Below are 26,112 nucleotides of genomic sequence, written 5' to 3'. Positions count from 1 at the left end.
GTCACGCCTCCCCGCTTAGCGCCACGTCCAGCCGGTCGGGCGCGCCCGTGGCGCGGACGACATAGCGGATATCCAGCCGCAGCAGGCCCGCGCGAAGGCCGCCCGTGTCGGTTTCGACTTCCAGCTCGCGGATGCGCGGCTCCCACCGCGTCAGCGCGCCGACGACCTCCTGCTTCAAAAGCTGGCGCGTCGTTTCGTTCATCGGCTCAAACAGGTACTGCCTTATACGGCTGCCGAATTCCGGCCGCATCGGCCGTTCGCCCACGTTTGTCAGCAGGATCAGCCGCACCGACTGGCGGATTTGCTCGGCCTCGTCCGTTTCCGCGAAGCCGGCTGCCGCGTCGAGCCGCGGCGGAAATTTGATCTCCTGCGCCATGCCGCCATCCTCCTCACTTGATCTTGACCAGATTGCCGTCCAGCGACGCGATGCCGTTTGCCTTGAGCGAAAGATTGACCTTTGCCTCCACCTTGGTCTGGCTGCCGCTGAGCGTCACGTTAGCGCCCTCTATCGCGGCCTTCTGCTTACCGTTGAGCGCGATTGAATCGGTTTTCACGGTGAATTTGCCGCCGGAAAGCTCGATGCCGTCGGTATGGATCGTCAGCTTGTTTCTGCCGACCGCCAGCTCGATCCCCTTTTCCGCGCAAACCGATATCTTTTGATCCTTTTCGCTGATCTCGATCACGTTCTTGCCGCCTTTTCCCGTCACGCGCACCGTGTTCGCCTTGTCGGACAGCGTCAGGCGCAAACCGCCCGGCGTTTCCACTGAAAGGGACTTTTGTCCGGCGTCCTCGTCCCACGCAAGGCCCGCGCCGCTGTTCGTATGCAGCCGCTTTACCGCGTTTCCCTTTTTGCCGCACTGCTGCGCCAAGGTACCGGCGGGGTCGTTCAGGCTGCCGAGCACCACCGGCCGCCGCTCGGCCCCCATCCAGCCGACCAGCACGCGCGCGCCCTTTTCCGGCAGCAGAAAGCTGCCGTCCTTCGGGCCGCCCGGCAGCTGCAAGACCTCCACGCCCTCCAGCACGTCCTTGCCCTCCGGCATGAAGGGCAGGCGCACGCGCACCAGCCCCTTGTCCTTTTCCTCGCCCGAGGCTTCGATCACGCCGATCTCAAACGCGGCGGCCCCAAACGGCGTATCCCATTCGCTCAAGATTTCCAACTCCTTCCGCTTAAAGCAGCCGGAACCGGCACGCCGTGCGATAGCCGCCCGCTTCCAGCGTGTGCACGGTCTCCAGCAGCATCGCGCTGCCGCCCAGCCCGGCGCCGCGCACGGTCACCGCCGCGCCGGGCAATAATTCGGGCAGGCCCACGCCCTCGGAAGAGCCGGTGGCATATTCCTTTTCATGCTCCCGCATGCGGGCCTCGGCTTCGGCGCGCAGGGTCTCCGGCGTGCTCGCCCCGGCAAGGGGCAGGCACTCGCCCTCCGGCGGCAGGCGGCCGGATAGGCTCCGGCCCGCGTGCGGGGTCTTGGAGCCGCGCTTTACCTCGGCCTTGACCCGCTCGCCCTTTTGGTTCGCGCCCGCGACCTGCACGCGCCCCACCAGCTTGTCCATGGAATAATGCAGCGAAAGCGTATCGGCCGCGTCGCCCCATTCCAGCGCGGCGACGGGCGCGCCCGCCGGTTCATCCTCCCGGAAATGCGTTTCGCCGCCCGCGCAGTAAAACAAAAAATGCTGCCGCCGCGCGATCCGGCACAGCATCTCGCAGTCGCTCCAGCCATCCCATAACATCTCGGTATCGCGCGAAGCCGGGATGGAAGCGGTCTTCTTTTTTCCCAGCGCGGCCCGGTAGGCCGCGCGGCCCAGTATCTCGCTCACCAGCTTGCTCTGCTTGCCGCCGCTGGCAAAGCAGCGCACCGGGCGCATCAGTCCCTTGGCGTCCAGACAATCCAGCTGTATCCGAAGGGGCGCTTGCTCCCAGCGCGGCCCCATCTCGTAGTCAACGCCGCTGAGGTAGCCCAAAAACACCTGCTTTACCCGCCCCGCGTAGCCGAGGGCGACGCTTACCGTTTCGCCCAGCTGCAACAGCTTGTCAAGCCGCCCGGTCAGATCGCTTTCGTGCGCGAGCTCGTCCAGCCGGATCCCGGCGTATCCCGCCGCTTCGCCGCAGCTCATTTCGATCCGTATCTCGGTCACCGTGAAAAGGCCGCTGTTCCACAGCTCCGTCCCGCCGATCTTCACCGAGGCCATGGGCAGGTCGAACCCGCCATAATGCTTTTTCAGTTCTTCAAAGGTCTGCATATCTGCCGGGCCCCCTTCGCGTCAGCCTTTTGTTCCGCACGTTGTCATCAGCCGCGGGTTGGCCAAATCCAGCTCCAACGCCACATCGCGCCACCCGGCCGCGCCGTTTGCCGTCCGCTGGGCGCGTTCCAGCACATCGCGCGCCGTTTGCGCCGCGCGCGCGGCCTCGTCGCCCGGCCCTTCGCGCAGATAATCGCCGTTATTGCCGCAGTAGCGCCCGTCTATCGCGATATCGGCCTCCGCCCGCACGGGCGTGCCGTTCGGCGCGAACATCGTATAGCTCACCTGCATACCGGCCAAAAAGCCGTACACCTGAATCGTCGACCACGCAAAGCAGATCAGCTTGCGGTCGCCGGTTCCGGCGGCCGCGTGCGCTTGGTCGTTAAAGAAATAGTAGAACTTGCGCAGCTGGTCGCGCACGTCGCCGGTCGGCAGGTCAAGCCCCAAAATGGTATTGAAAAACAGCTTCGCCGAAAAGTGCAGCGAGGGCTTGTTGCCGAACAGGCGGCGGCGCGGCGCCTTATCCGCCGTGGCAGGGGCGGCCGCGTCGTCCCCGATCGGCTCGGTGATCGAAATGGAGGATGGGTTGAACTGCACCGAAAAATGCTGCTTCCAATCGGGCCTGCCCTGCTCGTCGCAGGAAAACACCTGCGCCTTTTCAAACGCCAGAATCGTGGGGTCCATCGCTTACTCCTTTCCGCGCAGCCGGTCGCGCGCGTGGCCGCGGGCCAGCTCGCGAAAGACCCGCTGAACGATATGCCGCATCTCCTGCTCGCTCAGGCGCGGCGCTTCGGGCGCATAGGCGCGGGGCGCGGACGAAGCCGCTTCGTCCCGCGTTCTCGCGCCGGCATCCGCCCGGATCGTCTCGCGCGTCTGCCGGTGATAGGAAAGCTTGAGCGTTTCCTTCTGACCCTGCAGCAGGCGAAGGGCGGGGTCGGCCCGCCTTTCCCCCGCGTCCGGAAGCCTCCCGCCGCCCAGCACCGCGGGCAGCAGCCGCGCGGCCGCCGTACCGCCCATGCCGCCCAGCGTGTGATACGGCACCTCGCCCGCGTAAAACTGCGTGAGCAGATGCAGCGTGCTGCGCGCGCCGAGCAGCCGCCACAAAAGCTGACGCGTTTGCGTGGGCCGGGTGTGGTAATAGCGCTGTTCCTCCTCGATCATGCGGCGGAACAGCTGGCTGAACGCGGGGGCGAGCACCCGTACGGTGCGCGCCGCCGCGGGCCGAAACAGGGCGCGCCATTCGCCGCGCGCCTGCCGCTGCGCCGCGCGCAGCACCACGGGCACGAGAAGCGTGGAATGCCAAAGCGAGATCTGCGCGCCGCGCCGCGCCGAAACGGGCGCGTACACCACGCTGAGCTGCCGCACCTGCCGCGTCAGCACGGTTTGGGACACGTGCAGCACATGGGTATGGGTCACGGCGGGCGGGCGGCGGGCGTGGCGCAGCGTCAGCCGCCGCATCTGCCCGGCCGCGCGCAGCAGACCCGCAAGCGGCCGGACGCAGGTGCGCAGCCGCCGCCCCGCGCATACAAGGCGCATACCGCTCACACCTCCAAAAAGCTGGAATAGCTGATCTCAAACTGGTCGATCAGCAACCGGCTTTCCGCGGCGTGCAGTTCGCCCGGCTGCCAGCTTTTGACGACCGGATCGAGAAACGTATAGGTCTTGGCGGTCTGCCCCGCGCCGTCGAGTATCTGCACGATGAGCGGCGTCACCAGCGCCAGACCGACCTGATGGAACGGATGCGCCGCGCCCGCCGCCACGCCCTTTTCCATGGTGAGCGTCTTTTCCCCGCCGGGCCCTTTGGGGAACACGTGCAGCCGGTCGTTCACGCCGCCCTCGCGGTAGGTCTCCATCTCGATCTCGCGGCGAACGCCGGAAACGCGCTGAAAGCCCATTTCGATCCCGCCCGCGAACACCCGAAACCGGCAGCCGGTCAGCAGCTCCGCCATTTTACGTTCCTCCCCTTACAGTTCAAATATGTTTTTGCTCTCGCCGCTGATCTCGCGGTTGATCCGGCCGATCTCATCGCAGATGCGGCGGCGGTCCAGATGGGACAGGGCCATCACCTGCTCCATCGACCAATGGAAGTAATAGCAGATGAAGGACATTTGGCGGTACAGCTCGTTCTTTCCGTACAGCCTCAGCCCATTTCGGTAAAATTTACGGTATCGGTAAACTCCTTCCCGCAGTGCGGGCAGGTGACGTGGATGACCGGTTCCTCCACGTCGTTAATCGTCTGGTACATGTTCTGCAAAAAATTTGCGTCCGCCGTGTAAAGCGCCCCGATCACCTCGGGCGTGACTACGGGCAGCGTGCCCAGACGCGTGACCACCCGGCTGAGCAGTATCACGGTCAGAAATTCGGGGTTTTGGCGCACGCGGGGATCGTTCATCGGCATGATCTCATCCGCCATGGTGGCAAGGCGCATCTCGCCGTCGCGGTGAATTTCGCCCTTTTCATCCACATAGCCGCGCGGCAGGCGGAAGGGATAAACGGTCTGTAATTCCATTTTTTATTCTCCTTACTTTTCCCGTGTCAGTCCTTCGTGCACCAGCTCCAAGCTTTCGATCGCCACCTCGTTGTTGGTCGCGTTGAAATCCGGCGCGGTGTACTTGGTCGGCCACGCGTCCGTCAGGCTCCACTTGGCCAGCTCATCGCCGGTGTCGCTCAGCAGAGAAATGGTCACCGTTTTGCGGTTGATCGTGCCGTGCTCCACCTCTTTGGCCCAGTTGTACAAATCGGTCACCGCCGTTGTGCCCCACTTGAGCGTTACGTTGCCGTATTTGACCAGACCGGGCTGCTTGCCCGCGGTGTTCGCCTTAAAATTGCCCTCGCGGTATTCGATCGGGTCAATCGTCACGTCGGGCGCGCTCACCTCGGAAAAACCGCCGACCGACTTGCCGTCGATCGAAACATCGTAATTATATTTTTTAAACGGATAAATGCTTGCCATGTCCTCGCCCTCCCTTTACGCTTCTTCCATCTTCTGCGTGATGCGGAAGATGACAAATTCAGCCGGACGCACCGGCGCCACGCCGATCTCGCAGATCAGCCTGCCGTTCAGGATATCGTCCTGCGTCATCGTGCTCGTACCCACGTTGACGTAGAACGCCTCGTCCGGGCTGCCGCCCGTCAAAGCGCCGTTTCGCCACTGCGTGGTCAAAAACGCGCGGATCGTGCTTTCCACGCGCGACCACAGCGTTTGGTCGTTCGGCTCGAACACCACCCAGCTGGTGTTCGCCTTGATCGAGCTTTCCAAGAAGATAAACAGGCGGCGCACGTTGATATACTTCCAGTTGCCGTCGCTCGACAGGGTGCGCGCGCCCCACACCCGAATGCCCTGCCCGGGCAGCGCGCGGATGAGGTTGACGCCCTTGGGATTGAGCTTGGCCTGCTCGGCCTCGTTATAGGTCACTTGCAGGCCGGTGCAGCCCGTTACGGTCTCGTTTGCGGGCGCCTTGTGCACGCCGCGCGTATGATCCACCCGCGCGTAGACCCCGGCGAGCGCGCCGGAGGGCGGAAAATACCGGTTCGCCTTGAGCAGCGGATCGAAAAATTGCAGCCAAGGATGGTACAGCGCCGCATAGCTGCTGTCGAACGCTTCGCGGTAGGTGGCCAGATCATCCACTGAAACAGCGCCAGAGGGGCAATCCAGCACCGTAAAGCAGCCGCCGCTGTTTTCGCACTGGCTCACCATTTCCAGCAGCGTCCCCTGATCGGTGATGCCCGGCATGGCCATGATGTTCACATCGTTTATTTCCAAAAAGGCGCGCAGGCCGGTGCGCTTGCCCGGGCCGCCGTCCGTTCCCGTATAGGCGGATACCGCGGTAGTCGCGGGCGTTCCGTCGCTGCCGCCGGAAAGGAACTGCACGAGCGGGCTGCCGCCAACGACGGCTGTCAGCCATACGGCGCCTTGCGGCAATTCCTTCTTTTTGATGGTCTTGTTCGCCGCCGAGGCCGCGATCCATTTGGAAGCCTTGAGCACCTCGGGCAGCCACCTATCCGACGAAGCGGAAAGGGAAACGTTTTCGTATACTTCCTGCTCGCCGTCCGCCTGCACCGTCGCCCGATAGCCCAGCGCGTTCAGCGCCAGCTTGGGCACCGCCGCCGTATCCACCAGCTTACCGGCCGGCAGCGGCGTATCGACCTGCTCCGCGCCGTTCATCACCTGATAGGTCAGCGGCTCTTTCAGCGTGATCCAGTCGCCGCTTTTGGCGGCGACGATCGCGTCCGCCACCACGGGCGTCTCTTTTTGGTCGCTGCCCACAATGGTGCAGCCGAAGGTCACCGCGTCGCCCTCCGCGAACTGGGATGCGTTTTTCAGGCGCAGCTTTGCGCCGTTATCCTGCTGTTCCAGCACCGCGCTGCGGGACTTGGGCGCGGTTTCGAGCGTTACCGAAAGGCTGTTCCCCGCGGCGCCGATGTCGCGCGCGGCAAAGGTCAGTTGTATCGTTTGCACGGGGTCGTCGTCCGCCTGCGGCTCCTCCCCCAGACAGATCGTGGCCGTGCCGGAAGCTGCCGCCGCGCCGTCGGGCTTTACGCGCATCACATAGCAGCTTGAGCCGCCGTTTGCAAAAAAGCGGTCCACCGCGTAGGGCAGGAAGCGCCGCTCGCCATAGGATTCCTCGGGCAGATAGCCGCCGAATACGCGCTGGTAATCGGCAAAGCTCGTCACCAGCACGGGCTTGCCGTCCACCGGTCCGCGCTCCGCCATGCCGATAAAGCCGCCGGTCGAGGTGCCCACACCCTCCATCGCCTTGACGCCGGAATCGAACTCTTCCACATACACGCCGGGGGATAAGTATTCCGCCATTTTTATGCCTTCCTTTCCTGTCGATCCAGTTTTACTGGCTATTTACGGTTTGGTCCTCACAAAGTAACCTGCACCTGCCCGGGGCTGACGATCTGTATCACGCCGCCGTACGCGCACATCAGCTTGGCGCCCGCGTCGATCGCCGGTTTGCCGCCGATCAGCACGTTTGGCTTGGGCGGCGCCCACGGCGCGGGGCAGACCGGCATGCAGGGCATCGGCGTGAGCACGCCGAGCGCCGCCGCCGTCGCCGCCGCGACCGCCGGGTTCGCCGGGCAAGAGCACATGCCGAACGGCGGAATGCCGGCGAGCGGCACGTTGTCCATCATCGCCGCGACGGGGCGGCCGCAGACGAACACCCGCGCCGTGGGCAGCACGTTGAACGGCGCCGGCGCCAAACCGAAGGAGCAGCGCAGCATAGCCCCTGTGACCACGGCTTGGCTCATCGGCCCGCCTCCTCTCTCCGTTTGCCATGCACCCGCACCTGCCGCACCGGGGGCAGCGGTTCGGGCTGGCGCAAATCGGCGTATACCGGCGCGGCGACCAAAAACACCGCCGGCTGCATCGGTTTTTGAAACGAACTCCACAGCTGCACCTTGGTGGCAAGCGGCAGCCGCGCAAAGGACAAGGCGACCGGCTCCTCCTGCTCCGCAAGGCAAAGCGAACGGTTCCCGTTCACCGCGGCCACCGCCGCGCTGAGCAGCGCGTGCGCCTCCGCGGGGTCGCGCCCGCCAAAGGCCTGCCCCTCGCTGCAAAAGAGCATGTAGGAAAGCGCGAAGGGCACGGGCGGCGGCACGCGCCGCCCCGCTTCCGTATAACGGAGCTGCGCGGGCGATACCTCGGTATGATCCTGCAAATCATACAGGAACACGCCCATGCGGCAATCGCCGCCGATCCCGGCGGGCGAGGCGAGCGCGATATCCTCCCGCGCGGCGAGCGGCCATGGGCTCAGTCCGTCGCGCAGCAGCGAAAGCAGCGCGCCGCTCACCCTTGCGAATTCTTCCTTCATGCCGCGCCTCCTACTTCGATTTGCCCGGATGAGGCGGCTCGGCCTGCTTGATCACAAGGCGCGCGCCGCTGTACAAATACTCGGCGCTGTCGCCGAGAAACGAATATACGTAGCGGATCCCGCCCTGCTCAAAGTTGAGCCGCGCCGCGCGCGCGGCGGTTTTCGTGGGCGGGACGTCGGTGAATTTTACCACATGGTCGCCCGCCCGCTCGGTCTTATCGTTTAGTTCGCGCAGCACATGCTGCCGCTCATAGGGGAGCGCGTAGCCCGCGAAAAAGTCCCGATCGTCCGGCAGCGTGTTCTTTTCCCACGCGCTCTCGCAGCCAGCCTCGCGCAAAGCGGCTTCGATATCGCCGCGCGTGGTCAGTCCCTGACAAAGCTCGGGCAGGCTGTCCGAAAGCAAGAGCACCTCGGTCACCGTCATTTGGTCTGTCTGCGTTTCCGGGTCCAGCTCCACGCTTTCGCCCGAAGCCGTGCCGGGCCACTGGGCCGCCTTGCGCTGGAATACCGGCGCGTCCTCTGTTAGGAACAGAACGTTCAGCGCGCGGCTGCAAAAAGCGGTCTTATCCTTTGCCGTATAGATTTCGCACGGCGTTTGCAGCGCCGCGAGCGCGTCCGCGACGCTTCCGCCCAGAAAAGAGAGATAGTCCGGCCGGCCCGCGCGCACCCGGCCCTCATAGAGGGGCTGGCCCTCCGCGCCGTAAAAAACGCCCTCGCCTTCAGGCGCGCCCCGCCGGAACTCGCCCGCGTAGGCCGGGCGGCCGTTTTCCTCATACAGCGTGCCTACGCCGTGGTATAGCCCGGCCTCGAACGCGCCTTCGTATAAAACGCCGCCGGACTGCCGGTAGGCCACGCCGTGTCCCTGCCGCCGGCCCGCGTAAAAGCCGCCCTCGTATTCGGTCCCGCCATCGGCGCGGTACAAGGTGCCCTCGCCCTCGTAAACGCTGTTTTGAAAAGCGCCGCGATAGCGCAGCACGCCGTTTTGATAGGCCGCGCCGTATTGGTATTCATTTTGCGCAAGCGTGCCGCTGAATACCATTTGCCCCGCCCCGTCGTACACGACGCCCTCGCCCGTGCACAGGCCGTCCGCGATCGCGCCCTCGTACCGGATCACGCCGCGCGCGTCGCGGATGCGTCCCGTGCCGGTAAAGCCGCCCAGCGCCTTCGCGTCATACGCGAATACCGGGTAGGGTTGGGGCGATAAACGCGCCTTCGCATACCGGACCGCCGAGCCGCCGCACAGGCAGACGAGCGCCGCGCACAGCGCCGCCAGCAAGACCGCGAGCGGGCGGTAAAGAAACACCGGGCCTATATGAAAGTAATCGTTTTTCCCCTGCGGGCCCCATCGGCGCACGGCGCATCGCCCCCTCTCTCCGTCGCGGCGGCCAGCGTTTCCGTGCCGATCCGTTTGACCGGCGGGCCGCGCCAGCCGTCGTGCCAGCGCAGCAGCGCGCCCACCGCGCACAAAAGCGCCAAAACGACCCCGAGCGCCAGCGCCCCCGCCGCCACGCGCGGCCAAACCGGCGGCGGCTTTGTTCTGGGCGCGGGCTCCGCGGCGGACCGCACCGCCGCGTCCAGCGCTTCCCGATCCGCGCAAGGCGGCAGCGCGCAGCCCAAAAGGTCTTGCACCTCCGCGCGCAGCGCGGCCATCCGTTCGCGGTCGGTCAGGGGCGGGCCGGGCCGCAGCTCGATATCGTATGCGGCAAACACCCCGCCCGCCGCGTCCGCCGCAAGGCGCCGCCCCTTGGCAAACAGCGGAAACAGCCGCCACACCAGCGCGTTCTGCCGGGTCAGCGCCAGCAGCGCCAAGCACAGCGCGCGGCGCGCCTCCAGCGGCCGCCCCTCGCACCATGCGCGCAGCGGCGCGCCCTCCCGATAGGGCAGCGCGTAATACAGCGCGCCGTCCCGCGTCATGGTGCGCGCGGACTCGCCTTCCGCCAGCAGCACGCGCTGTAAACCGCGCTGCGTTGTGATCAGCACATCCCAGCGTTCTTCTCCTTCGCTGTACAGCCACCGCTTGGCCGCGCCGCTCTCGCTCAGCAGCCGCTCGCGCCGCCACGCCGCGCCCGTCACGTCTGCTCCTCCACGACCGCCATGGCATATGAGCGCTCCTCCGGGTGGCCTTCGCGCTGCACGGTAATTTCGTAGGCGCCCGGCTCGAGCGGGGCGGTAAAGCGGCCGTCCTGTTCGATTCGCCCGCCCTTGGCGCGGAACAGGCAGGGCGACCACGCGCCCTTACCGGCAAACACCGGGCAAAACACCGTTTTACCGCCCGGTGGCAGCCTGACCTGCGCCGGGCGCACGCCGGTCAGGCGCGCGCCGTCCCCGGTTTCCGTATCGTTTTCCGCCAAAATCACATACCAGCGCAGGCGGAAGCAATCCGCCTGCCACCGCTTATGGAAATAAACGGCGAGCTGTACCCTTCCCTGCGCTTCATCCGCCCTTATCCCGGTATCCACATCGGGCAGCATCCGGCCCGTGCATCCGGCGAATAGCTGGGGCCGGCAAACGCTTTGCTCGCCGCCCCGCTCCGTGGGCAGCAGGCACCGCGCTTCCGCCAGCACGGGCACCGCGCCAAGGCCATGCTCAACCCAGTCCGAATAATAGGTCTGCCCCCGCTGAAAGCAGCCGTGCGGCGGCGTCAGCTCCACCACGCCGCTCGCCTGCCGCGGCTGCGGCGCGGGCGCAGGTTCCGGCGCGGGCGGGCACACCGGCGGGCAAGCCGAAGCGAGTCTGGCCGCCGTGAGCGCGAGCGCGCCGCCGGGCGCAAAGCGCCGCAGATCGCGGATTTGCCACAAGGCGTCCGTTGCCCCGGGCTGGCCGCCGGGCCTGATATGCGCCAGCAGCAATTCCCCGCTGTCCGCCATCGCTTCTCCCAGCGCGCGCCGGTAAAGCTCCTCGGGCGAACCGCCGCGCCAAGCCGGTTGAAACAACGCGTCCCGTTTGTTGTAAACGAGCATTTCCCCGCGAACGAGCTGCAGCGCGCCCGCGGCGCAAAGCAGCACGGGCTTTTCCGGCTGCCGGTCCGCCCGGCGCGGGGCCAGACAAAGGCGCAGCTCCTCCGTTTGGCCGGGTACCAGCCGCCATTGTCCGCGCAGCTCGGCCCCATCCAGCGCGCCGCCGCAGAGAAAGCCGGGCGCGGCAAGCCGAAGCGATACCGCCCACAGCGCCTGTTCCCGCACGGTTTCCCTTGCCGTGAGCCGCAGCGTGACGGTACAGCCGCGTCCGGCCCACAAAAAGCGCGGCGCACAAAGCACGGCGCGCACCGATTCGTTTTCTATCAGCACCTGCTCCTGCAGCAGCGCTTCCATGCTGCGCGGCAGCGGATCATACGGCGGCGTTTTGCGCACCGCCAGCGAAAAGGTCTCCTCTACCCGGCCGTATCGGGGGCCCGCCGGGGCGGCGTCCTCCGCCCCACCGGTATCCGCCGCCGGGCCGACCGGCTGTTCCCGGTAGCGCAGCGTCACATAGCCGCTCGAGAGCAGGTCCTCCGGCACGGTCAAAAGCGTGTCCTGCGGCACCCGAATCTGCCGCCCCTCCCCATCGACCGCGCGGCCCGCGCCGACCCACAGCGCTCCATGCCGCTCGGTCACCTGCAAGCCCCGCAGCACGCCCGCGCCCAGCGCGTCCTTGGCCAGATCGGCGCGCGCGTCGCAGCCGTATTGCTGCTCCAGCGTAAAATCCTCCGCTTTCAGCGGTTTCATCGGATAATACAAATTTCGTATCATTGGCTCCCTCTGTTCTTCCGCGCGTGAACGCCCACATTGCAAACCAGTTTTTACTTCTTAAGGATATCAACCCCAAACTTCCTTGTCAATGATTTTGCAATATTTTGTCGAATTTTCGTTTTTATTGTGCATTATTCATAAAATAGGAAGAAAATATTTTCTCATATACACACAAAAACAGTCTCTGCGCACAGGTGTGCAGAGACTGTTTTTTCATCTTATTTTAAGCTTCCGTTTGACCTACCGGGACCCAAACGTTGCCCTTGGCGTTGGATTCGAGGCAAGCGTCGACAAATTCGATGCCGCGCACGCCGTCGTCGATGGTGGGATAGCGGAACGCGCCCGGGTCGCCGCCGGTCTTTCTGGCGAGCAGGTGGACGCAAAAGCCGCGGTACAGGTTGCCGAAGGCTTCGTAGAAGCCCTCGATATGGCCGGAGGGCAGGCGGCACAGCTCCTTCGCCGCCGGGTACAGATAATCGCGGTTCGCGGTGTAGGTCTGCGGCGGCTGGTTGATGCGGGTGACGCGCAGCTCCCACGGGCGCAGGTGGCTCCACTCGATCGAGCCCTTTTCCCCGAAAATGCGCACGTTCAGCTCGGTTTCGTGCCCCATGGCGACCTGCGAAGTCCATAGCAGGCCGGGCACGCCGCCGTCAAAGTCCACCATCATCTGCGCGTTGGATTCAAGCGGCATCTCGGGCGGGATGCGGTCGAACCGCGCGATGACGCGCTTCGGGTGCAGGCCGGTCATCTGCGCGATCAGGCACTCAACGTGCGTGCCGATATCCGCGCAGCAGCCCGACGCGCCCGAGCGCGCGGGGTCCTGCCGCCAAGTGGCCTGCTCGGAGTGCTCGGCCACCAGCGATACGGCCAGCCATTCCTGCGGGTATTCGCCCTGAATGCAGGTGATCTTGCCGATCTCGCCCGCGTCGATCATCTCGCGCGCTTGCCGGACCATGGCGTAGCCGGTGTAGGTATAGGTCACGCCGAACAGCAGGCCGCGTTCCTTGGCAAGCCGTTGCAGCTCGCGCCCCTCTTTCGCGTTTAGGGCAAGGGGCTTGTCGCACATGACGTGGATGCCGTGCTCTAAAAAGCACTTTGCAATGGGGAAATGCGTGTCGTTCGGGGTGGTGATGGAGACAAAATCGATGCCGTCCTCCCGCGCCGCCTCGGCCTTTGCCATTTCCGTATAGCTGCCGTACACACGGGCCGGATCGCTAACGTTCCACTTTTCCGCCACCGCGCGGTTTTTCTCCGCGTTGCGGGTAAAGCAGCCCGCCGTCAGCACCGCCAGATCGTCCATCAGCGCCCCGTGGCGGTGCACATCCCCGATGAAGCCCCCGCCTCCGCCTACCATGCCGAATTTCAGTTTCATGTCGTATCGCTCCTATCCTGTTGTTTTGATTGATGGTCCGCCGGGCGGCCTTTGCCGGTAATGCCGCCCGGCGAGGCCGTTCACGCTTTGTTTGCCCGGTCCGGCGGGGGCGCGGTCGTGCCGCGCTTCATCAGCCGGGCGCACAGGCGGGATTTCATCGCGCTGCCGCCCGGATCGTCGATCATGTCCTTGATACGCTTGACCGCCTGCTGGCCGATCGCCGCCTTCGGGCTGCGCAGGGTGGACAACGCCGGGTTTGCGACCGAGCAGACATAGCTGTCGTCAAAGCCCAGAATGGACAGGTCGCCCGGAATCCGGTAGCCGTGATCCTGCAACGCGCGCATCGCGCCCACCGCCAAAATGTCGTTATCCGCGATCAGCGCGGTCGGCAAAGAGGGTTTGCGCTCCAATATTTCGTTCATCTGCTGGTACACCTTGCTCATAAACAGGTCGAGCATAAAAATATGCTCTTCCGCGACCGGCAGGCCAAGCTGGGCCATGGCCGCGCGGTAGCCGCGTTCGCGCTCGGGGATCGCGCCCGTATGCTCGGTGCTGTGCAGGTAGCCGATATCCGTATGGCCCAGCGCGTGCAGGTAGGAAACACCGGTAAAGATCGCCCCCATATTGTCTACGCCAATGGTGTTGATCGGCTCGTTGGGAAAATCCTCGTCTAGCACAACGAGCGGCACCGGGCAGCTTTCCAGCAGCGCGGCGCCTTCCGGCTCAAACTCGGTGGCGAACAGGATCACGCCGGCGGCGGTATTTTCCGCCCCCGCGAGCACCTCCGCCAAATTATCGCGTCCCGCGTTGGCAATGGACAGGTTAAAGCTCATCCGGCGCGCCTGATTTTCCACCCCGTCGAGTATCTGAATAAAAAAATCGTCCTTTACCTCCATCAAACGTCCCGAACCGCGATAGCGGACAAACAGCAGGTTGCCAATCACCCCTTGCCTCGCCGCCGGAGCCTTCAATTCATACCCGTTTTGATGGAGCAGATGTACGACCCGTTCCCGCGTTTCGCTTTTTACACCCGGTTTGTTATTCAAAACCAAGGATACGGTTGAAATGGAAACATTGGCTGTACGCGCTATTTCTTTGATATTCATAGCCGACCTCCAGTCTATATGCTTCCATTATACATGACTTACCTTTCAAAGTCGATATTTCCATAAAGGCGCAGGCGTGAAATACGTGCGCTGTCATGACCATGGAAGCGAGATTGTTTTCTCTTTTCATCATAACATGGTCGCCGCAAAAATCAAGATGTATTTTAATTTTTCTATTAAATTTTAATAAAATATCTTTTGCTTTTCGCAATGCGCACAGATTTTTTCGGTTATATTTGCATATAATCGCCAATTATCAGCAGATTCTATAATTTTTGCACAATTCTTATTGACACGTCGTCTTTAAAATGATTTAATAAACCCAAGCTAAGTTTATAAGAATTTAATTAGAATTTCGATGACCGTATTCAAAAAGGACGAAATTTATGAGCGCTTTTAAATTCGGCATTTGTCAGTGGGCCTTTCCCATGCCCGGTCCCTACGCCCTGCGTACGGCCGCCGCGCTCGGCTTTGCGGGCATGGAACTGGATTTCGGCCCTTATGAACGATCGTATCCGCTTTCCAGCCGCACGATCCAGCGCGCTTATCTGGATATGGCCGCCGAGACTGGTATATCACTGCCCAGCATGACGGTAGACCACCTGAACCGCTTCGGCTTAACGCGGCCCATGGATTCCCGCGCCGGTATGATCTGCACGGACGGCGTCAAGCGCGGCATCGAGGCCGCCGCCGCAATGCAAATCCCCGTGGTTCAGCTGCCCAGCTTCAACGACGGCGCGATCCGCACGGAGCGCGATTTTTACAACACCTGCGAAAAGCTCAAGCTGTTTTGCGAGATCGCGGCGCCCTGCGGTATCACCATCGCCAGCGAAAACGCCTTGTCCGCCGCCGAAACGCTGCGTATGGTGCGTCAGGTCGGCTGTGAAAACTTCAAAATCATGTTCGATACGCAAAATTATTTTCTGCACGGGCGGCAGAACGCCGCCGCCATCCTCCGCGCGTTGCACCCTCACGTGGCGCAAATCCACTTAAAGGACGGCTATAACGGCAAGTTGAGCGGCTCGTTGCTCGGCGCCGGCGAAAGCGGCTTTTTTGAAACCGCCGCCGTGATTCGCGAAACGCGGTGCGCCGAATGGCTGTTGCTGGAAAACTACTACCATACCGAGCCCCTTTGCCATTTGTGCGCCGATCCCTTCCAGATCGTCAAAAGAGACCTCGCCATTGCGCGCGGGACTTTTGAATAATCAGAAACCCGGAAACAACTGAAACGCAAGGAGGAAGAAAAATGAAACGCACCAACAAGAAAATGCTCTCCGCCATTCTCGCAGCACTCCTTTTGGCCGGTTTTTGCACCGGCTGCGGCTCAACGCCCCCCGCTTCGGACGGCGCCGATAACGGCGCGGAGGATACCGGCACCGCCGCCGGTTCGGGCGAGATCGCGCTGCTCCCTATGACGCTGGACAACGAATTTTACGTGGCCATGAAAAACGGCGCCGAGGAAAAGTGCAAGGAGCTCGGCTACACGCTGATCGCGCAATCCGGCACCAGCCACGGCGACGCGGCCGAGCAGCTCCAACTGATGGAAACGATGATTCAAAAAAAGGTGAAGGCGATCATGATTACGCCGTGCTCGACCACCGGCATCATTTCGGGCATTAAAAAGGCGAACGAGGCAAACATCCCCGTTGTCATTCTCGATACCGAGGTGGACCGCGAAGCGCTCGACAAGCAGGGCGCGCACACACTGACCTACATCGGGTCGGACAACTATAACGGCGGCAAAGTCGCGGGAGAATACGCCAAAAAGGTAGCCGATGAAAAGGGCAAGACGCTCAACGTCATCATCCTCACCGGCGTGCCCGGACAGGAAAACATGGAACTGCGCAAGCAAGGCTTTATCGACGCGGCGGGCGATTCGGTGAATATCGTCGCCTCGCAAAATGCCGATTCCGATTTTAACAAGGGCTACGATGTAATCACCAACCTGCTCACCTCCAACAAGGATGTGGACTTCATCTATTGCTGCAACGATATGATGGCGCTGGGCGCGCTGCGCGCGACCAAGGAAGCAGGTCTCACCATCGACATTTTGGGCTTTGACGGCATCACCGACGCGTTCAAATCCATCGAGGAAGGCGGCCTATGCGGCTCGGTCGCACAGAAGCCCGCCGATATGGGCATAGAGGGCGTTACACTGGCAGACCGCTTTCTCAAAGGTGAAACGGTAGAGGAAAAGGTAAACACCAACCTTGAAGTCGCGGACGCTTCCAACGTGGAAGAATGGATGGCCTATGCCGCCAAATACAGCGGTAAATAAAAACCGAAACGGAAAGCGCGGGCCGGGCTGCGCGGCGCAAGGCCCGGCCCGCGCTCTACCATTCTGATACCGGCAAGGAGTGCGGATATGGACAACATTCTGGAAATGCGCGGCATTACAAAAATATTCCCGGGCGTGGTCGCGCTCGATCATGTGGATTTTGATCTTCGGCCGGGCGAGGTCCATGTGTTGCTTGGCGAAAACGGCGCGGGCAAATCCACACTGATCAAAATTCTCGCGGGCGCGTATACGCCCACCGAAGGCACAATCCAGCTGGAGGGCCGCCCCGTCGCCATCGAGCGGCCCAAGGACGCGCTCCGTCTGGGCGTGCGCATCATCTATCAGGAACTGATGGTGAACGAGTACATTACCGTGACGGAAAACATATTTCAAGGCCGCGAGCTGAAAAAGCACGGTCTGATCGATTGGAAGGAAATGCACCGGCAGGCGGGCGCGTTCCTAAGCGACCTTGATTACGATCTGGACCCCCGCGCGCTGGTGCAAACGCTTGGCATTGCGAAAAAGCAGATCGTTGAGATCGTCAAAGCGGTTTCCAGCCAGTGTAAGATCATTGTATTTGACGAACCGACCGCATCCCTATCCCCCAAGGAGATCGAAACGCTGTTCGGCATTATCCGCAATTTAAAAAGCAAGGGCATCGGCATCGTTTATATTTCGCACCGCATGCCCGAGCTTTACGAGATCGGCGACCGCGTAACCGTGCTGCGTGACGGCAAAAAGATCGAAACGCACAGCATTTCGGACGTCACGCCCGAACAGCTCGTCACCATGGTGTCCGGCCACAAGGTTGAGGAGCGGGTGAAGCAAAGCTTCTCGACCGATGAGATCGTGCTGGACGTGCAGCGCATGCCTACCGTACTGAACAAACAAGAGGGCATCAGCTTCAGCCTGTACCGGGGCGAAATATTAGGAGTGACCGGTCTGGTAGGCGCGGGCAAAACCGAACTGGCCCGCTCGCTCTGCGGCATCGATAACCTTGGCCCGCGCCAGATCACCCTGCACGGAAAACCGCTTCCGGTCAAAAATTACACAGAAACCGTAAAAAACGGGATCGCCTACCTCAGCGAAGACCGGCGCGGCGAAGGGCTCGTTCTGATCCGCTCGATCGCGGACAACATTTCTCTGCCAACCATGGACAAGGTGCGTTCGGGCTGCCTGATCGATCAGCAAAAGGAAAGCCGGATCGCCCGTGAGTATATCGAAAAGCTGCGCATCCGCACGCCGGGCGAAAACGCGCTCGCCATGAATCTGTCGGGCGGCAACCAGCAAAAGGTCGTCATTGCCAAGTGGCTGCTGCGCGACGCCGAGATCCTGATTTTCGACGAGCCGACGCGCGGCATCGACGTGGGCGCGAAGGAAGAAATCTACCGCATCATGTTCGATCTCGCGGCGTCCGGCAAGGCGATCATCATGATCTCCTCCGATATTGACGAGATCCTCCGCGCGGCCGACCGCGTGATCGTTTTGAAGGACGGCAAGAAATGCGCCGAACTGACCGATGTGCGCAAGCTGACCAAGGATACGATTTTGAACTATTCGTTTGGGGTGAATTAAATGGCTAAAAGCAAGGTTTCCCTTTCCAACATGGTGCTCAGCTACGGCATTTACATTGCGTTTGTCATCATCTGTATTGTGTTCGCCTTTCTCAATCCGGATTTCTTTTCCCTTGGCAATATTCAAAACATTCTGATTCAAGCCTCGGTCATCGGCATCGTGGCGATCGGCCAGACGCTCGTCATTCTGACCGGCGGCATCGATATTTCCGTCGGCCGTCTGATGGGCACGGCGGGCATCCTGATCGGCGTGTTCGCCACGCGCGGCGTCGGCATTCCCGGGCTGGCGCTGATCGGCATTGCGTGCGGCGTGTTGGTCGGCGTGGTGAACGGCTACTTGATCGGCTACATCCGTATCCCGGCCTTTATCACCACGCTGGGCACGCAGGGCATCTGCTACGGCATATCCCTGATCATCTCGCAGGGCATGCCCTTTTCCGAATTCCCCACCGGGTTCGACTGGATGGGCACCGCGAAGCTGGGCGGCGTCTCGTTTCTGCTGCTGCTGACCGTCGCCCTTTACATCCTGTTCTGGATTTTCTCCGTCAAGACCAAAACCGGCCGCTATATTTATTCGATCGGCGGCAACCGGGAAGCCGTGCGCCTATCCGGCATCAGCACCTCGAAATACGAAATGATCGCCTACGTGCTCTGCGGCCTGCTCGCCGGCGTCGGCGGTCTGCTGATGACCTCGCGCCTGAACTTCGCTTCGCCCTCCGCCGGTGAAAACTATGAAATGGAGACCATCGCGGCGGTCGTGATCGGCGGTACGATGATGACGGGCGGCTCGGGCAGCGTGCTGAAAACCAGCATCGGCGCGGTTTTGCTGTACGTGCTGAAAAACGGGCTGACGATCAACAACGTTTCCCCCTATTATCAAAAGCTCGTGACCGGCGGCATCATCATTCTCGCCGTGTTTCTGGATACCATGAAAAATAAGAAAAAGGGGTAATCTTACCCGTGCATACCGTTTGGGAGGTGTCTTTTCTATGTCCACCATGCTTGCCGCCGTATTTGAAGGCAACGGCGTACTGAACGTGAAAACCGTGGAAAAACCACGGGTGACAAAGCCGGACGACGTACTCATCCGCGTGGGCGCGGCCAGTATTTGCGGGTCCGACCTGCATGTACTGCACGTGCCGCCCGGACAGCACGCCGATCCCGGCGTGATACTGGGCCATGAATTTTTCGGCTTCGTGGAAGAGACCGGGAGCGCGGTCACGCGCTTTCACCCCGGCGGCAAGGTCGTGGTCGACAACATTATGAAATGCCATACCTGCGCCTACTGCACCACCGGCATGGACAACCTGTGCCCGAACGCGGTTATCTTCGGCCAGCAGCGAAACGGCGGCTTTGCCCAGTACTGCGTCGTTCCCGAAGCGCAGCTGATGGATATGCCGGAGGCCATCCCCTCCTATCTCGCCGCGATGACCGAACCGCTTGCCTGCGTGATGAACGCCATGCGCAAGCTGAACCCCACCCCGGCGGACACCGTGGCCATTTTCGGCATGGGGCCGATCGGCCTGACCTTTATCCGCGCGATGAAGCTGTACGGCGTGCGCCGTTTGGCGGTATGCGAAATGTCCGCCGTGCGCAGGCAAAAAGCGCTGGAATGCGGCGCCGATCTGGCGATCGACCCGGCCCGCGAGGACGTGCAGGCCATTCTGCTGCGCGAGTGGGGCGAGACCTGCGATATCGTGGTGGACGCGGTCGGCGTCGGCCCGGTGTTCGGGCAGGCGGTCGGGCTGCTGAAATGCGGCGGCAGGCTGCTAATCTTCGGCCAGAACGCCAACGCGGTCAGTCAGGTGCCGCCCGCCGTGATCGTCCGCAACGAGCTGACCGTGATGGGCTCCTACTGCGCGCACAACACCTTTCCCCTCGCGATCAAGCTGCTAGAAAATCCCGCGCTGGAGCTTGACCGCATCATCAGCCACAAGCTGGAACTGAAAGACATCGCGCGCGGCATCGAGCTGCTGAACACCCAGCAGGCCAGCCGGGTCATCATCTACCCGAACGGCATTAACGATTGACCATCTCTTCTTCTTTTTCTCCTACATAAGACCAAAGCCCTCCGTTTGAGAGGGCTTTGGTCTTGTAATGTGCTACCCACACACCACGATTTAGAAAGCCGCCGCTCCCCTCTGCGACCGGGGAGCGGCGGCTTTTGATTAGATTGTCTTACAGAACTTCGCTCAGCTTGACCGAGCGGCCTTCGTGGAAGGACTTCGCGGCGGCCATGGCAATGGCGACCGGCATCAGCCCGTCCTTCGCGCCGACAAGCGTTTCCGTGTCGTTCTGGATGGCTTCTACAAAGTCCTTGGCCTCCTGAATGAACGCGTTGTTGTAGCGCTCTAGGAAGAACCAGGTGGGCTTGGCGATTTCCACGCCCTCGGCGGTGGAGATCATGGCCTGATCGTCCAGATCGTTCGAGACCTGCACGCAGCCCTTGTCGCAGTGCACCTCGGTGCGCTGATCGTAGCCGTAGTGCGAGGCGCGGCTGTTGTCGATCACGCCGATGGCGCCGTTTTCAAACTTGAGCATGATGATAGTGGTATCCACATCGTCATACTTTTCATAGCCCTCGCCCGAAAGCGCCGCGCCGTACGCGCAGACCTCGGTGACCTCGCTGCCCGCCAGATAGCGCGCCATATCGAAATCATGAATGGTCATATCCATAAAGATGCCGCCCGAGGTGGCGATGTAGGACATCGGCTGATGATCGGGATCGCGCGAGGATACCTTGACGATGTGCGGCTTGCCCAGACGGCCGGACGCGACGACGTCGTGCACCTTCTTATGGTTATGGTCAAAGCGGCGCACAAAGCCGACCTGCAGCTTGACGCCCGCCTTTTCCACCGCGTCGATCGCTTCGCGGATCTTGCCCAGATCGGTATGGATCGGCTTTTCGCAGAACACGTGCTTGCCCGCGGCGGCGGCGCGCGAGATCATCTCCGCGTGCGCGTCGGTCGAGGTGCAGACGAATACCGCGTCGATCGCGGGATCGGCAAAGATATCCTGCGGGTCCTTAGAGCACTTGGTGATGCCCAGCGCGTTGGCAAACGCCACCGTGTCGTCGTTCAGGAACGGGTCGGCAATGGCGACGACCTCCGCGTTCGGCACGGCCTGTACCAGATTCGTGATGTGCAGGCGGCCGATACGGCCCGCGCCCAGCACGCCGATTTTCACTTTTTCCATTTCATTTTCCTCCTATTGTCAAACAAGCTTATGCTTTCAAAAACGGCGCGCAGCATGCCGCGCCCATTTTGATGACTTCTTCCGCATCCATGGCCCAGTATTCCGGGCGGAACAGTTCCAGACACGCGGGGCCGTCGTAGCCGATTTCACTCATCACGCGCGAGATATCCGCGACCGGGATGCAGCCCTTGCCGGGCATGATGCGGTGGCAGTGATCCAGCACGCGCAGCGGCAGGTCTTCGCAGTCGTTGATGTGATACACAAAGATCTTTTCGGTCGGGATCTTGCGCAGATATTCAAGGTCCGCGCACTTGTCATGCATGTAGAAATTGATGCAGTCGACCGTGAGACCCACGCTGTCGCGACCCACCGCCTGCACGATCTCCCACGCCTGACGCATCGAATTGCAGCACCAGCGGCGGTCGCCGATGGGCTCAAACGACAGCTTCACGCCGTAAGGCTCGGCGATATCGGCCAGCCGGTTCAAAACCTTGACCGAATCCTCGAACACCTCGGCCTCGGTCTTGCGGTCCATGTCGGGGCCCATGGTGGGCACGACGATCATGTACGGATTGCCGATGGCCTCGGCGGTCTTGCAGCCGAAGGTGAACAGGTCGACGAGCTTTTCCCACTGCTCCGGCGTGTTGAAGTTGATATCCTCGATGGAGTTGAAGGCGAACGGCTTTAAATGGCTGCCCGCGAAAAACGCCTTAAGGTCATCCATCGTATGGTTTTCAAAATATGCCTTGAGCATGTCTAGGCGCAGTTCAATATAATCGTAGCCGTACTTTTCGCACAGCGCGAGGTCACGCTCAACCGTAGAATTTTCTTTACAGGTGGCCTCGTTAAATCCAAGTTTCAGCATAGCTTACAACCCTTCTTTTTCAGTATTGTCCAAGATGCGCGCGCGCCTGAATTGATGCTTCCCATGCCGGCCGCGGCTGCGCTTGCAGCCGCGGCCGCGCACAAGAAAAAGAAAAAAAGAAAAGAGAGAAAGAATCGAAACCGAACCGGAATGCCGTACGGCAACGAAACGCATCAGGATACCATTATTATATCGCTTTACCGTTTTATTTCCATGCCTTTCTTGCGCGCTTTGGGAGCGCGGCACGGTTTTCAGCGGCCTTTAGCGAAACGGATTTTCCGTCGGATAGGGCAGGCTTGCGGGGCGGTTATAGGCGATATCCTGCACGCCGAGGTATTTGAACACCTCAAACAGTGCCTTGCCGTAATGCCCGAAGGCCACCGCGCCATGATGCGGATATTGCTTTTCTATCAGCACGTGGCGGTAGAAGCGGTCCATTTCCGGGATGGCGAACACGCCGATCGAGCCAAAGGACTGCGTCGGCACATCCAGCACCTCGCCCTCGGCCACATAGGCGCGCAGTTCGGTCGAGGCCGTGGATTGCAGGCGGTAAAACGTGATATCGCCCGCCTTGAGGTCGCCCTCCATCGTGCCGCGCGTGATGTCCGGCTCCGCCAAATCGGGCTCCAGATCGCGCTTCATGATCAGCTGGTAGCCCATATGCGGGTCGCGCAGCAGGCTCGGGCAGGTGTTGCCGCAGTGGAAGCCCATGAAGGTCTCGCGGTGGCGGTAAGGCGACTTGCCCGCGATGCTTTCCTCATACATGGACGCGGGCACCGAGTTGTTGATATCCAGCAGCGTGACTTCCTTGCCCGAAACGCAAACGCCGATATACTCGGACAGAGCGCCGTAAATATCCACCTCGCACGACACCGGGATGCCCCGTCCGGTCAGCCTTGCGTTGACATAGCAGGGCACAAACCCAAACTCCGTCTGAAACGCGGGCCAGCACTTGTTGGCAAAGGCCGCGTATTGGCTCGCGCCCAGATGCTCGGCCATCCAGTCCTCCAGCGTCAGCTCGTACTGCGCCAGACGCGGCAGGATGCCGCTGAACTTGCTTTCCCCGTTGCCGGCCTCCGCCGCCATTTCGGCCATCTTGGCCGGGATGCGCGGATCGTCCTTGTGCTTGTTGTAGGCCACCAGCAGGTCGAGCTCCGAATGTTCCTCCACCGCCACGCCCAGATCGTACAGCGCCTTGATCGGCGCGTTGCACGCGAGGAAGTCGTTCGGCCGCGGGCCGAAGGCAAAGATCTTCAGGCCCGCCAGACCGACCAGCGCGGTCGCGACCGGCAGGAATTCCCGAATCTGCGCCGCCGCTTCCCCGGCGGTCGCGCAGGGGTAATCCGGTATGTACACGCGCTTGCCGCGCAGGCCAAGGTTGTACGAGGCGTTCAGCATGCCGCAGTAGGCGTCGCCCCGGCCATCGTGCAGGTCGCCGTCGCCCTCGGCGGCCGAGGTGTACATGATCGGCCCGTCGAACCAGTCCGCGATCAGGGTCTCCGGCGTTTCCGGCCCGAAGTTGCCGAGGAAAACCACCAGCGCGTTAACGCCCGCGGCCTTCACATCGTCCACCGCCCGTTTCGCGTCCGCTTCGGTCTCCACGCACACCGGGCATTCATACAGCCCATCGCCGTAGGCTTTGACCACGTTCGCGCGCCGTTTTTCCGAAAGCGCGATCGGGAAGCAGCCGCGGCTGACCGAGATAATGCCCATTTTTATTACCGGGATATTGTTCATTTTTTATTTCCTCCGTTCTAAAGATCGGATGCAATATCCAAATTCTCACCGGTCAGGCCTACATACGCGCCCTGCCCGGCTTCCGCGCTGTCCGGGTGGGCGAGCAGCCATTTATTGTTCGCCCAAAGTCGACGGTCCTCTTCCCCGCCCCCGGCCATCTGCGCGGGCTTTTCCGTATTGGTGCCGCGCGGCAGCACGACCGCCACGCGGAAACCCTTACCGCGCGCACCGTCGCACGGCGCGTAGTGCAGCGTGGTCGCATACAGCTCCACCACCGCGCCCGCCGGCGCGCGGAACGCTTCCACCCTGCCGGTGGAAAGCTTGCCGCCCTTTATCTCCTGCTGGCGCGCGAGCAGAAAGACCATGTCGTCGTCCGGGATGTTAATCTCGCTCGATCGGTGGTATTCCAGACAGTTCAGCTTGGTATTCGTGCCGTTGCAGCAGCCAATCTGGATCGGCTGGCCGCCGTACACGCTGTTTTGCAGAATTCCAAACACCGGCAGCTTTTCCAGCGCCGCGACCGAGGGCTCATACAGGGTGCCCGCCTCCGGTTTTTCGGTCTCGCGGCGCAGGGTCTCGCGCAGCTCGCTCACATTGACGCCGCTTACCACGCGCCCATAGGGCGCGAAGGCTTCGCTGAATACGCTTTGCAGTTCCATGTCTCGCCTCCTTAAAGCTTTGCCAGCGCCGCGTAGCTATCGCGCAGCGCGGGATAAAGCGAACGGTATACTTGATAATACGCCTCGTAGCGCCCCGCGGCTTCCGCTTCGGGCCGGAGCGGCGATTCGGTGCGAATGACCGCTTCGCACGCGGCGGGCACGCTTTCATACAGCCCCGCGCCCACGCCCGCGAGCAGCGCCACGCCGAGCGCCGGGCCCTCGCGGCTCGCCGCGGTCGATACCTCGCACCGCAGCACGTTGGCCAGCATGCCGCGCCACAGGGGCGACAGGCTGCCGCCGCCGCAGGCGACGATGCGCTCGCTCGCCACGCCCATTTCGCGCAGAATCTCCGCGCAGTCGCGCAGCGAATAGGTCACGCCCTCCATCACGGCGCGAATCATCTCCGCCCGCGTGTGGATGGCCGAAAGGCCGACAAACGCGCCCCGGCAGTCCGGGTCGAGATGCGGCGTGCGCTCGCCCATCAGGTAGGGCAGGAACAGCAGGCGTTCCGCGCCGATGGGCACGGCTTCCGCCATTTGGTCCATGAGCACATAGGGGTCGATCTTTAGCGCCTTTGCCTTTTCAATGATGTCCCCGCAGAGCTGGTTGCGGAACCATTGCAGCGAAGCCCCGGCGGCCAGCGTGACGCCCATCACGTGCCACGCGCCGGGAACCGCGCAGCAGAAGGTGTGCACCCGGCCCGCCGGATCGATGGAGAGCTGATCCGTATGGGCGAACACCACGCCCGAGGTGCCGATGGTCGCAAAGGCTTTGCCGTCCGTGACGACGCCGGTTCCCACGGCGGCGGCTGCGTTATCGCCCGCGCCGCCGACGACGATGGTACCCGCCGCAAGGCCGGTCTCCTCCGCCGCCCGCTTCGTCACCGTGCCGGTGACCTCCGGGCTTTCGTAGACGCGGCAAAGCAGCTCCTGATCAATCCCCAGCTTTTGCAGCACCTCGTCCGACCAGCGGCGGTGCGGCACGTCCAAAAGCCCCATGCCGGAAGCGTCCGACACCTCGGTCGCGTACTCGCCCGTGAGCTTTAAGCGGATATAATCCTTGGGCAGCAGGATGCGGCGGCATTTCTTGAACAGCTCGGGTTCGTGCCTCCGCACCCACAGAATTTTGCCCGAGGTAAAGCCTGTGAGCGCCGGGTTGGCGGTCAGCTCGATCAGGCGGCTTTTGCCGATGGTCTCGTGAATCTCGTCGCACTCCGCCGCCGTTCGCTGGTCGCACCAGAGAATGGCCGGGCGCAGCACCTCGTCGTGCTCGTCCAAGAGGACGAGCGAGTGCATCTGCCCGGAAAGGCCGACGCCGCGAATGCTCTCCGGTTTGGCGCCGGATTCGCGCAGCACGCCGCGGATGCCCTGCACGGCGGCCCGCCACCAATCGCGCGGGTCCTGCTCGGCCCAGCCGTTTTTCGGCTGCGCCATCGGGTATTCATAGGTTTTAGACGCGACCAGCTTGCCCGCCGTATCGAACAGCGCCGTCTTTGTCCCCGAGGTGCCGATATCGATGCCAAGAAGATACTCCATTCCTAC

The 26,112-nt window shown here is 62.3% G+C and carries 27 protein-coding genes; 5 read left to right on the top strand and 22 right to left on the bottom strand.

Annotated elements, in window-relative coordinates:
• Window position 1 precedes the first annotated feature (1 nt).
• From NE562_RS03215 to NE562_RS03135, 17 genes are all read right to left on the bottom strand, one after another.
• Window positions 2-376, bottom strand: a complete 375-nt coding sequence (locus tag NE562_RS03215) for a GPW/gp25 family protein (RefSeq protein ID WP_280960953.1) — start codon at window positions 374-376, stop codon at window positions 2-4.
• Between the two features lie 13 nt (window positions 377-389).
• Window positions 390-1,148, bottom strand: coding sequence for a phage baseplate assembly protein V (locus NE562_RS03210; RefSeq protein ID WP_280960952.1), 759 nt, complete (start codon window positions 1,146-1,148; stop codon window positions 390-392).
• Between the two features lie 19 nt (window positions 1,149-1,167).
• Entirely contained in the window at window positions 1,168-2,238 is a 1,071-nt protein-coding gene (locus tag NE562_RS03205; RefSeq protein WP_280960951.1) for a phage late control D family protein, read from the bottom strand.
• Window positions 2,239-2,259: 21 nt separating this feature from the next.
• On the bottom strand, window positions 2,260-2,922 hold the full coding sequence (locus NE562_RS03200) for a hypothetical protein (protein ID WP_280960950.1): 663 nt from the start codon (window positions 2,920-2,922) through the stop codon (window positions 2,260-2,262).
• Window positions 2,923-2,925: 3 nt separating this feature from the next.
• Window positions 2,926-3,774, bottom strand: coding sequence for a hypothetical protein (locus tag NE562_RS03195; protein WP_280960949.1), 849 nt, complete (start codon window positions 3,772-3,774; stop codon window positions 2,926-2,928).
• A 5-nt stretch (window positions 3,775-3,779) separates the two neighbouring features.
• Window positions 3,780-4,187: a phage tail protein gene (locus NE562_RS03190; protein ID WP_280960948.1), complete on the bottom strand. Its 408-nt coding sequence runs from the start codon at window positions 4,185-4,187 to the stop codon at window positions 3,780-3,782.
• Between the two features lie 15 nt (window positions 4,188-4,202).
• Window positions 4,203-4,376: a DUF6760 family protein gene (locus tag NE562_RS03185; protein WP_317865696.1), complete on the bottom strand. Its 174-nt coding sequence runs from the start codon at window positions 4,374-4,376 to the stop codon at window positions 4,203-4,205.
• A 2-nt stretch (window positions 4,377-4,378) separates the two neighbouring features.
• Window positions 4,379-4,747 carry a hypothetical protein gene (locus tag NE562_RS03180; RefSeq protein WP_280960946.1) on the bottom strand — a complete coding sequence of 123 codons (369 nt, stop codon included), beginning with the start codon at window positions 4,745-4,747 and terminating at the stop codon, window positions 4,379-4,381.
• A 12-nt stretch (window positions 4,748-4,759) separates the two neighbouring features.
• Window positions 4,760-5,191 carry a phage tail protein gene (locus tag NE562_RS03175; protein WP_280960945.1) on the bottom strand — a complete coding sequence of 144 codons (432 nt, stop codon included), beginning with the start codon at window positions 5,189-5,191 and terminating at the stop codon, window positions 4,760-4,762.
• 15 nt (window positions 5,192-5,206) lie between these two features.
• Window positions 5,207-7,051 (bottom strand): phage tail sheath family protein, encoded by a 1,845-nt coding sequence (locus NE562_RS03170; protein WP_280960944.1) that lies wholly within the window; start codon window positions 7,049-7,051, stop codon window positions 5,207-5,209.
• A gap of 56 nt (window positions 7,052-7,107) precedes the next feature.
• Window positions 7,108-7,494 carry a DUF4280 domain-containing protein gene (locus NE562_RS03165; protein ID WP_280960943.1) on the bottom strand — a complete coding sequence of 129 codons (387 nt, stop codon included), beginning with the start codon at window positions 7,492-7,494 and terminating at the stop codon, window positions 7,108-7,110.
• Window positions 7,491-8,057, bottom strand: a complete 567-nt coding sequence (locus NE562_RS03160) for a DUF4255 domain-containing protein (RefSeq protein WP_280960942.1) — start codon at window positions 8,055-8,057, stop codon at window positions 7,491-7,493. Before NE562_RS03160 ends, NE562_RS03165 begins: the two co-directional genes overlap by 4 nt.
• A gap of 10 nt (window positions 8,058-8,067) precedes the next feature.
• A complete protein-coding gene (locus NE562_RS03155; RefSeq protein WP_280960941.1) occupies window positions 8,068-9,411 on the bottom strand; it encodes a hypothetical protein in 1,344 nt (447 codons plus the stop codon).
• Window positions 9,366-10,130: a hypothetical protein gene (locus tag NE562_RS03150; protein WP_280960940.1), complete on the bottom strand. Its 765-nt coding sequence runs from the start codon at window positions 10,128-10,130 to the stop codon at window positions 9,366-9,368. Before NE562_RS03150 ends, NE562_RS03155 begins: the two co-directional genes overlap by 46 nt.
• Window positions 10,127-11,761: a hypothetical protein gene (locus NE562_RS03145; protein WP_280960939.1), complete on the bottom strand. Its 1,635-nt coding sequence runs from the start codon at window positions 11,759-11,761 to the stop codon at window positions 10,127-10,129. Before NE562_RS03145 ends, NE562_RS03150 begins: the two co-directional genes overlap by 4 nt.
• Window positions 11,762-12,008: 247 nt before the next feature.
• Window positions 12,009-13,157: a Gfo/Idh/MocA family protein gene (locus NE562_RS03140; RefSeq protein ID WP_280960938.1), complete on the bottom strand. Its 1,149-nt coding sequence runs from the start codon at window positions 13,155-13,157 to the stop codon at window positions 12,009-12,011.
• Between the two features lie 80 nt (window positions 13,158-13,237).
• Entirely contained in the window at window positions 13,238-14,263 is a 1,026-nt protein-coding gene (locus NE562_RS03135; RefSeq protein WP_280960937.1) for a LacI family DNA-binding transcriptional regulator, read from the bottom strand.
• Window positions 14,264-14,649: 386 nt separating this feature from the next.
• Between NE562_RS03135 and NE562_RS03130 the strand changes: the two genes are divergently transcribed.
• From NE562_RS03130 to NE562_RS03110, 5 genes are all read left to right on the top strand, one after another.
• Window positions 14,650-15,468 carry a sugar phosphate isomerase/epimerase family protein gene (locus tag NE562_RS03130; protein ID WP_280960936.1) on the top strand — a complete coding sequence of 273 codons (819 nt, stop codon included), beginning with the start codon at window positions 14,650-14,652 and terminating at the stop codon, window positions 15,466-15,468.
• 41 nt (window positions 15,469-15,509) lie between these two features.
• Complete coding sequence (locus tag NE562_RS03125) at window positions 15,510-16,541, top strand: sugar ABC transporter substrate-binding protein (RefSeq protein ID WP_280960935.1); 1,032 nt, start codon at window positions 15,510-15,512, stop codon at window positions 16,539-16,541.
• Between the two features lie 87 nt (window positions 16,542-16,628).
• A complete protein-coding gene (locus NE562_RS03120) occupies window positions 16,629-18,116 on the top strand; it encodes a sugar ABC transporter ATP-binding protein (protein WP_280960934.1) in 1,488 nt (495 codons plus the stop codon).
• Window positions 18,117-19,067 carry an ABC transporter permease gene (locus tag NE562_RS03115; RefSeq protein WP_280960933.1) on the top strand — a complete coding sequence of 317 codons (951 nt, stop codon included), beginning with the start codon at window positions 18,117-18,119 and terminating at the stop codon, window positions 19,065-19,067.
• Window positions 19,068-19,104: 37 nt separating this feature from the next.
• Window positions 19,105-20,145 (top strand): alcohol dehydrogenase catalytic domain-containing protein, encoded by a 1,041-nt coding sequence (locus tag NE562_RS03110; protein ID WP_280960932.1) that lies wholly within the window; start codon window positions 19,105-19,107, stop codon window positions 20,143-20,145.
• Between the two features lie 148 nt (window positions 20,146-20,293).
• On the opposite strand, the gene iolG is transcribed toward NE562_RS03110, so the two are convergent.
• From iolG to xylB, 5 genes are all read right to left on the bottom strand, one after another.
• Entirely contained in the window at window positions 20,294-21,310 is a 1,017-nt protein-coding gene (gene iolG, locus NE562_RS03105; protein ID WP_280960931.1) for an inositol 2-dehydrogenase, read from the bottom strand.
• A gap of 28 nt (window positions 21,311-21,338) precedes the next feature.
• Window positions 21,339-22,175, bottom strand: a complete 837-nt coding sequence (locus NE562_RS03100; protein ID WP_280960930.1) for a sugar phosphate isomerase/epimerase family protein — start codon at window positions 22,173-22,175, stop codon at window positions 21,339-21,341.
• Window positions 22,176-22,436: 261 nt separating this feature from the next.
• Window positions 22,437-23,912: an L-fucose/L-arabinose isomerase family protein gene (locus NE562_RS03095; protein WP_280960929.1), complete on the bottom strand. Its 1,476-nt coding sequence runs from the start codon at window positions 23,910-23,912 to the stop codon at window positions 22,437-22,439.
• 17 nt (window positions 23,913-23,929) lie between these two features.
• Entirely contained in the window at window positions 23,930-24,571 is a 642-nt protein-coding gene (locus NE562_RS03090; RefSeq protein WP_280960928.1) for a DUF4867 family protein, read from the bottom strand.
• A gap of 11 nt (window positions 24,572-24,582) precedes the next feature.
• Window positions 24,583-26,106, bottom strand: a complete 1,524-nt coding sequence (gene xylB / locus NE562_RS03085; RefSeq protein WP_280960927.1) for a xylulokinase — start codon at window positions 26,104-26,106, stop codon at window positions 24,583-24,585.
• Window positions 26,107-26,112 lie beyond the last annotated feature (6 nt).

Source organism: Butyricicoccus faecihominis (assembly GCF_024462775.1).
GTDB lineage: Bacteria > Bacillota > Clostridia > Oscillospirales > Butyricicoccaceae > Agathobaculum > Agathobaculum faecihominis_A.
This window is presented reverse-complemented; position numbering and strand designations above follow the sequence as displayed.

What these genes read in the sequence shown, in the direction of transcription:
- NE562_RS03215 (WP_280960953.1), bottom strand. Translation starts at nt 376, where the DNA reads ATGGCGCAGGAGATCAAATTTCCGCCGCGGCTCGACGCGGCAGCCGGC.
- NE562_RS03205 (WP_280960951.1), bottom strand. Translation starts at nt 2,238, where the DNA reads ATGCAGACCTTTGAAGAACTGAAAAAGCATTATGGCGGGTTCGACCTG.
- NE562_RS03200 (WP_280960950.1), bottom strand. Translation starts at nt 2,922, where the DNA reads ATGGACCCCACGATTCTGGCGTTTGAAAAGGCGCAGGTGTTTTCCTGC.
- NE562_RS03195 (WP_280960949.1), bottom strand. Translation starts at nt 3,774, where the DNA reads ATGCGCCTTGTATGCGCGGGGCGGCGGCTGCGCACCTGCGTCCGGCCG.
- NE562_RS03190 (WP_280960948.1), bottom strand. Translation starts at nt 4,187, where the DNA reads ATGGCGGAGCTGCTGACCGGCTGCCGGTTTCGGGTGTTCGCGGGCGGG.
- NE562_RS03180 (WP_280960946.1), bottom strand. Translation starts at nt 4,747, where the DNA reads ATGGAATTACAGACCGTTTATCCCTTCCGCCTGCCGCGCGGCTATGTG.
- NE562_RS03175 (WP_280960945.1), bottom strand. Translation starts at nt 5,191, where the DNA reads ATGGCAAGCATTTATCCGTTTAAAAAATATAATTACGATGTTTCGATC.
- NE562_RS03170 (WP_280960944.1), bottom strand. Translation starts at nt 7,051, where the DNA reads ATGGCGGAATACTTATCCCCCGGCGTGTATGTGGAAGAGTTCGATTCC.
- NE562_RS03165 (WP_280960943.1), bottom strand. Translation starts at nt 7,494, where the DNA reads ATGAGCCAAGCCGTGGTCACAGGGGCTATGCTGCGCTGCTCCTTCGGT.
- NE562_RS03160 (WP_280960942.1), bottom strand. Translation starts at nt 8,057, where the DNA reads ATGAAGGAAGAATTCGCAAGGGTGAGCGGCGCGCTGCTTTCGCTGCTG.
- NE562_RS03145 (WP_280960939.1), bottom strand. Translation starts at nt 11,761, where the DNA reads ATGAAACCGCTGAAAGCGGAGGATTTTACGCTGGAGCAGCAATACGGC.
- NE562_RS03140 (WP_280960938.1), bottom strand. Translation starts at nt 13,157, where the DNA reads ATGAAACTGAAATTCGGCATGGTAGGCGGAGGCGGGGGCTTCATCGGG.
- NE562_RS03135 (WP_280960937.1), bottom strand. Translation starts at nt 14,263, where the DNA reads ATGAATATCAAAGAAATAGCGCGTACAGCCAATGTTTCCATTTCAACC.
- NE562_RS03130 (WP_280960936.1), top strand. Translation starts at nt 14,650, where the DNA reads ATGAGCGCTTTTAAATTCGGCATTTGTCAGTGGGCCTTTCCCATGCCC.
- NE562_RS03125 (WP_280960935.1), top strand. Translation starts at nt 15,510, where the DNA reads ATGAAACGCACCAACAAGAAAATGCTCTCCGCCATTCTCGCAGCACTC.
- NE562_RS03120 (WP_280960934.1), top strand. Translation starts at nt 16,629, where the DNA reads ATGGACAACATTCTGGAAATGCGCGGCATTACAAAAATATTCCCGGGC.
- NE562_RS03115 (WP_280960933.1), top strand. Translation starts at nt 18,117, where the DNA reads ATGGCTAAAAGCAAGGTTTCCCTTTCCAACATGGTGCTCAGCTACGGC.
- NE562_RS03110 (WP_280960932.1), top strand. Translation starts at nt 19,105, where the DNA reads ATGTCCACCATGCTTGCCGCCGTATTTGAAGGCAACGGCGTACTGAAC.
- iolG (WP_280960931.1), bottom strand. Translation starts at nt 21,310, where the DNA reads ATGGAAAAAGTGAAAATCGGCGTGCTGGGCGCGGGCCGTATCGGCCGC.
- NE562_RS03100 (WP_280960930.1), bottom strand. Translation starts at nt 22,175, where the DNA reads ATGCTGAAACTTGGATTTAACGAGGCCACCTGTAAAGAAAATTCTACG.
- NE562_RS03095 (WP_280960929.1), bottom strand. Translation starts at nt 23,912, where the DNA reads ATGAACAATATCCCGGTAATAAAAATGGGCATTATCTCGGTCAGCCGC.
- NE562_RS03090 (WP_280960928.1), bottom strand. Translation starts at nt 24,571, where the DNA reads ATGGAACTGCAAAGCGTATTCAGCGAAGCCTTCGCGCCCTATGGGCGC.
- xylB (WP_280960927.1), bottom strand. Translation starts at nt 26,106, where the DNA reads ATGGAGTATCTTCTTGGCATCGATATCGGCACCTCGGGGACAAAGACG.